We start from the raw sequence: 6,136 nt of genomic DNA on the forward strand, positions 1-6,136 counted from the left end.
TTTATATATCTGCCCACCGGCTTCGGACTGCCGGTCAAGCACCAGCGTAAGCAGGCCCCTGCGCGCCGTTTCGATGGCGGCAGCCATGCCGGCCGGTCCGGCCCCCACGATAATGACATCCCACACGCTACGCATGGTCCGCCTCCCTGGCGAAGTCCGGTGCGCCGTTCTGGCGGTTCACCCGCATGCCTTCGGCCACGGTAATGAGACATGCCTGCTGGTCCGGCACGCCATTGATGGTCATAAGGCATTCAAAGCACACACCCATCTGGCAGTAGGGGCCGCGTTTGTTCCCCTCATGGTCTGTGCGCGTCCAGCCGTGTGACGGGCCGAGCACCGCGGCGGCCACACTGATGCCGCTTTGCACCTCAAGGGCCTGTCCTTCAAAATAAATGGTTACCTGCTTTCCCGCAGGAGGGGTCACTTTGACAAACATGCTCGTTCTCCTCAGGCAGAAGCCGTTTCTGGAGTATGGGCCGCTGGATTAAGCCCGAACCTGTCAAGGCTCATGCGGCTTATGTCCATAAAAGGAGACTGCCCGCGTACCATTTCCGCAATGAGCTTGCCGGTGATAAGGGAAAGCCCGATGCCATTGCCCTCGTGGCCCGAAGCCATGAAAAGTCCCCTGATGTGGGTGGGCGAGATGATGGGTTTGGCATCCGGAGTGCAGGGACGAAGGCCCGCATAGCAGCGGATAAGCCGGGTTTGGCCCAGAGCGGGATAAAAATGGCGGGCGCGTTGGGCTATGGCGCGCATGACGGCGGGGTTGGGGCGAATGTCCATGCCCACATAGCGGCGGCTGCTGCCGAGCAGGACGGTTCCGGCATGGGAAGGCTCAAGCACAAAAGCCACGCCGAACTGCTCCATTTCAGGAGTGACGTTGCCCCGTGTTTTTCCGTCCTTGGTCAGCAGGTAGCCATATTCGGCATAGTTTTTTCCCACCAGGTTGCGCACACGTTCCGTGACCAGCACATGCCCCTGCCTGGGGCGGATGGGAACGGCGATGCCCGCCATGTGGGCAAGCTCCGGCGTCCATACGCCCGCCGCAAGGACAACATTGGCCGCATGTATGCACCCCTTGTCCGTTTCCACAGCGGTGATGCGGCCTTTTTCCACATGCAGCCCGGTGACGCGGGTTCCGGTCATGAGTGTCGCGCCATTGGCCCTGGCGTGCATGGCAAGGCCCTGACAAAGGCGCATGGGGTTAAGCTTGCAGTCGCCATTGAAATTCAGGCAGGCAAGGATGCTGTCGCCGATATTGGGTTCGTGGTGGCGAAGTTCGTCCCTGTCCCACAGGGTCACGTCAATGCCTTCTTTTTTCTTGCCTTCGTAGTTGGCGCGCACCGCTTCAAGGTCGCGCTCGTCATCAACCAGCAGACCAAGGCCTTCGGGGCAGAATTCGAAGTCCACAGGCAGGAATTTGGCGGCATCGTGAAACATGTCCTGCCCGCATTTGCAGAACCGGCTGTAGGCGCCCGGCGGCGTGTCATAGGTGACCACATGGCCATCGCAGCGGCGGCTGGAACCCCAGGCGAACTCGCCGCGCTCAACAAGGGCGACATCCACCCCGTCCATGGCGAGATAGCAGGCCACGGCCGTACCGACGGCTCCCCCGCCAATGACAACGGCACTGGCCGCATGTTTGCTGCTCATGGCAGTTTCCCCTGTTCCTGATTGCATGAAAACATGTGCGGGAGACGGCCCGTGGCCGCCTCCCGGCATATGACGTCAGTTAAAATCCGTCTGCGCGAGCACCTTTTCAAGCTCAAGACGCACGCCTTCCGAAATGGGTTGGCGGGGCCGGCGCAGCCTGCCGCTGCCGAAACCCTTGAGCGCCAGGGCGTGCTTGACCACCTGCCAGAGTTCCCCGGTATCTTCCAGCAGGCGCAGCAGGGGCAGCATCCGGCGGTACACCTGGCGGGCTTCGTCAAGCTGGCCTTTATTGACGATGAGGTCGTACAGCCTGACGCACATGGCAGGAGCGATGTTTGCCAGAACGCACACCCATGCCTTGGCCCCCATAACGAAGCTTTCATAGGCCAGGCTTTCGCAGCCGCAGAAAACCACCAGACGGTCGCCCACCTCGTCTACAGATCGGGTCAGGCGCATGATGTCGCCGCTGGATTCCTTGAGAAAGCCCATATTGGGCAGTTGGGCGCACTTGACCAGCGTTTCGGGGGACACGGCCACGCCGCAACTGCCGGGATTGTTGTACACCATGACCGGCAGGGGGCTTTTGGCGGAAATATATTTATAAAATTCATATATTTCATGCTGGCTCGGGTGTACGCCGGGAGGGGGAAGGATCATGACGCCCGCCGCGCCTATGGAACCGGCATGTTCCGACAGTTCAACGGAAACGTCCACATTGGGCGAAATGGCCCCCACGATCACCGGGACCTTGCCGCCCACCTCTTTCATGACAAATTCGGCAACCTGCCTGCGCTCCTGTGTGGAAAGGGCAGGCCATTCGCCGGTGGCCCCCACGGGCATGATACCGTGAACGCCGGACTGGAGCAGCCATTGTACATGCTTGGATATGGACTTGTAGTCAATGCTGCCGTCATCATTGAAGTGGGTAACCGTAACTGCGAAAATACCGTGGATATTGTTCATGAAGCCTCCGTCAAAATGTTTCGCATTGTTTCCGGCAAATACTCTGCCGACAATATATTTTTGTTTCTGGTCAACATCGTGATTTCTGGTTTGCCTTGTCACCTCGCAAGGAGGTGACAAGGCCGTCCTCTTCTGCCCTTGGAACAGGGCCTGGCGCAGCAGGATGCCCTGCCTATTTCTTGCCGCCGATTATGGGGATGATGAGCACTGCGGAGAGCAGCGAGGCCGCGGTCATGACAATGAAAAATCCGTTCCAGCTGGCGGATTCTATGATCATTGCCAGGGGCAGCCCGGTGAGAGCCGCGCCCATGTAGCCGAAAAGCCCCACAAAGCCGGTGGCTGTGCCCGCGTATTCCTTGTGGCAGACTTCGGCGGCAGCCATGCCCGTAAGCATCTGGGGACCGAAGATAAAAAAGCCTATGAGAAAGAAAACCGTTCCCAGCGCCAGTTTTGAGGTCAGAGGCAACAGCCAGAGCGCGCCCACCGAAAACATGATGCCCAGCATGAAGATGATGTTCATAGGTATGCGGTTACCTTTGAAAATCTTGTCCGATCCCCAGCCAGCGGCGATGGTTCCGATGAAGCCTCCTATCTCGAGCATGGTGATGGCGCTGTTTGCCACGAGCAGGTCAACCCCATGCTCTTTCACCAGATACATGTTGGCCCAGTCATTGACGCCTATGCGCACCACGTAAACGAGCACGTACGAGACTGCCAGCAGCCAGATGAATTTGTTGGTGAACACATAACGGCGCAAGACCTGCCATGTCGTGAGCGAACTTTCGCTCTTTTTTACCTGCTCCAGTTCCAGTTCGTCCTTGCGCCATTCTCCCACTTTGGGCAGGCCCATTGATTCCGGCCGGTCGCGCAGGATGACGCAAAGAACAGCACCCATGACTATGCCCACAATGCCCGGCACAATCATGCCGTAGCGCCAGCCGTAGTGGACGGCCAGCCAGCCTGCCAGCAGGGGAATAATGGCCCCGCCCACATTGTGCGAGGTATTGCATACGGCCCACCAGAAGCCGCGTTCGTTGCGCGAGTACCATGTGGTGAGAATCTTGGTGCAGGGGGGCCAGCCCCACCCCTGAAAAAAGGCGTTGAGGCCCCACAGCAGGGCCAGAGCAGGCAGGGAAGAGCTCATGCCGAAGGCGATGTTGATGATGCCCGTGATAATAAGGCCGACGCCCATGAAATAGCGCGGATTGGACTTGTCGCTGATTATGCCGCCCAGAAAACGGGAAGAGCCGTAGACGACATAAAAGATCGTGCTCAGAATGCCCACGTCGGAGAGCTGCCAGTCAAGGTCTTTGAGCATGGCAGGCATGATGGACTTGTAGCTGTTGCGCGTAAAATAAAATACGGCGTAGCCAAGCCAGATTGACGTCATGAGGTGGAGTCGCCAATACTTGTAGTCTTTGTTGATCTCTTCGGTACTTTTGGTGACAGGGCGCGGAGGTGATGCTTTGAAAAAATCTAACATGGCATACGCTCGTGGTGTAACAGGTGAGCCGTTGACTAGCGGGTTTTTTCTATTTCACGCAACACCTGTTCGTGCAGTCTCTTGTCGCCGCTGGCGAGCACCTGCATCCCCGAATGCATGGTCAGCGGCTTGCCGTCCCAGTCGGACATGACGCCGCCCGCGCCTTCCACAATGGGTACAAGGGCGCAGTAGTCCACCTCACGCATGATGCCGCTGTCAAAGCACAGGTCTATCTTGCCTGCGGCAAGGCTCATGTAGCCGTAACAGGCCCCGCCGTAGACGCGCCATTTGGTCGCTGCCGTCAGGCGGTTGTAGGCGGCTTTGTCTGCGTCGAAAACGAACTCCGTATTGCTTGAGGCTGCCAGGGCGGCAGCCAGGTCAGGCTGCGGGCGCGTGTGGATGGGCAGGCCGTTGACTGTGGACTGGCGTCCCTGCACCCCCACCCAACGTTCAGCCATAACCGGCATTTCCACCACGCCGAGCACCGGAACGCCGTTGCGGCAAAGGGCTATGAGCGTGCCGTAAAACGGATAGCCCGCGATGAACTGCCGGGTTCCGTCGATGGGGTCGATAACCCAGACAAACTCGGCCGTGGCCGCATCGGCTCCATATTCTTCGCCAAGCATGCCGTGGTCGGGAAAAGCTCCGGAAACAAGCGTGCGTATTTCGCGTTCCACACGCTCATCTGTTTCCGTAACGGGGCTGGCGTCACTCTTGGTTTTGAATCCGTAAGCCCCGCACAAATATTTTTGCCTGTGTTCCGTCAGTATGCGACGTGAAATATCTGCGGCACGCATAGCTACGTCCAGAAAAGCGTCATACTTGTGCATCAGTTTCTCCGATGTTGGCGATTGAAAACAGAGCATACCCTCAATGGATGTTGTGCGGCTTCTTCCTGCGCAGCATTTGCTGTTCTTGCAGGAAGAGATATGGTCGGCACATGCCCGGTTGCGATACCACCGTGGGCGCGGTTTTGAAAAAGACCGCCCTTGTGCCTGATGCAACATCATTTCAAAATATTCTGGCAAAAGAGGACTGCAAAAATGCTGCCAGAGTATTTGTATTATAAAATTGGCGCAAATGGCTGCAGAAAAGCTGGTGTTGCACAAAAAAATCACGATTGGTAAAATATGTAGCAACTGTAGCGTTACGCTACAGTTGTGTGTCTTTTTGATACAGGCAGAGAAGGAGTACGGCATGAAGTGTCTTTCGTCCGGCGTTTCACCACAAAATCCTGTGTATCAGCAAACCATTCATGATGCCTGGAAAGATTTTATTGATGGCGGTGAGATTCGCGGGCGCATCCCCGAGCATATTCTGGACGGATGGCTGCTCAGCCGTAAGGCGCGCATTGATCCCCTGCGTGTTCTTGAAGTGCCGGTGCTGGAGCGTCAGCCATTCAGGGACCTGTGCGACCGCTCCGCCGCGCTGCTGACGGCTGCGGCCCCGGTTCTGGACATGCTGGACGCGTGCATCAACGGTACAGGGCATATGGCCATACTTACCGCTTCATCCGGGCATATTCTTGCCACAGTGGGTGACAAGGACCTGCTGGACGTGGCGCGCGCGCAATACAATATGCCCGGCGCGGACAGGAATATCGACAAGGTCGGCGCATCGGCCATCGGCATGGCCTTGCGCCGCTGCAGCCCGGTGCAGATTTACGGATATGAGCATTACAGCGCGGCGCTTCACTCGTGGCGTTGCGCTTCGGCCCCCATTCTTGCCGACGCTTCAGGCGTGCTGGCGGTCTTGACCATTTCCGGCAATATAGCCAGTCCTGAAATACAGGCCCTGGCGCTGGTAACCACATTCGCCAACTATATCGGCATGCGGGTGCGCCAGCAGAATATTGAAGTCAGCGGGCAGCGGCTTGAGGCCCTGTTGCGCAACGCGCACGAATCGTTGAGTTATCCGTTGCTGGTATTGAACGGCAACGGGGGCATTACCCATGCCAATACGCACGCTGCCAGGCTTTTTACCTGCGCCGGGCCAGGCCTGCCGGGCAGAGACGCCGCCTCGCTGGTGAGCAGCGAC

At 57.9% G+C, this 6,136-nt stretch carries 7 protein-coding genes; 1 reads left to right on the forward strand and 6 read right to left on the reverse strand.

Translation table 11 applies throughout. The features are described 5' to 3' along the window. From V6C16_RS06460 to V6C16_RS06485, 6 genes are all read right to left on the reverse strand, one after another. Positions 1-135: FAD-dependent oxidoreductase (locus V6C16_RS06460; protein ID WP_333542918.1), on the reverse strand; the 135-nt coding region annotated here is incomplete at its 3' end. Beyond that, positions 128-436, reverse strand: a complete 309-nt coding sequence (locus tag V6C16_RS06465) for a (2Fe-2S)-binding protein (RefSeq protein WP_333535417.1) — start codon at positions 434-436, stop codon at positions 128-130. The genes V6C16_RS06460 and V6C16_RS06465, both read right to left, overlap by 8 nt. An 11-nt stretch (positions 437-447) precedes the next feature. Then, positions 448-1,653, reverse strand: a complete 1,206-nt coding sequence (locus V6C16_RS06470) for an NAD(P)/FAD-dependent oxidoreductase (RefSeq protein ID WP_333535416.1) — start codon at positions 1,651-1,653, stop codon at positions 448-450. A 75-nt stretch (positions 1,654-1,728) separates the two neighbouring features. After that, positions 1,729-2,616: a dihydrodipicolinate synthase family protein gene (locus V6C16_RS06475; protein WP_333535415.1), complete on the reverse strand. Its 888-nt coding sequence runs from the start codon at positions 2,614-2,616 to the stop codon at positions 1,729-1,731. A gap of 172 nt (positions 2,617-2,788) precedes the next feature. Further along, positions 2,789-4,099 carry an MFS transporter family glucose-6-phosphate receptor UhpC gene (gene uhpC, locus V6C16_RS06480; protein ID WP_333535414.1) on the reverse strand — a complete coding sequence of 437 codons (1,311 nt, stop codon included), beginning with the start codon at positions 4,097-4,099 and terminating at the stop codon, positions 2,789-2,791. A 35-nt stretch (positions 4,100-4,134) separates the two neighbouring features. Then, positions 4,135-4,929, reverse strand: coding sequence for an inositol monophosphatase family protein (locus tag V6C16_RS06485; RefSeq protein ID WP_333535413.1), 795 nt, complete (start codon positions 4,927-4,929; stop codon positions 4,135-4,137). Positions 4,930-5,296: 367 nt separating this feature from the next. Between V6C16_RS06485 and V6C16_RS06490 the strand changes: the two genes are divergently transcribed. Then, positions 5,297-6,136, forward strand: an 840-nt coding sequence (locus V6C16_RS06490) for a hypothetical protein (protein ID WP_333542917.1), incomplete at its 3' end; no start/stop codon positions are given.

The organism is Desulfovibrio sp. 1188_IL3213 (genome assembly GCF_036763145.1).
In the GTDB taxonomy this organism is placed as follows: Bacteria; Desulfobacterota; Desulfovibrionia; order Desulfovibrionales; family Desulfovibrionaceae; genus Desulfovibrio.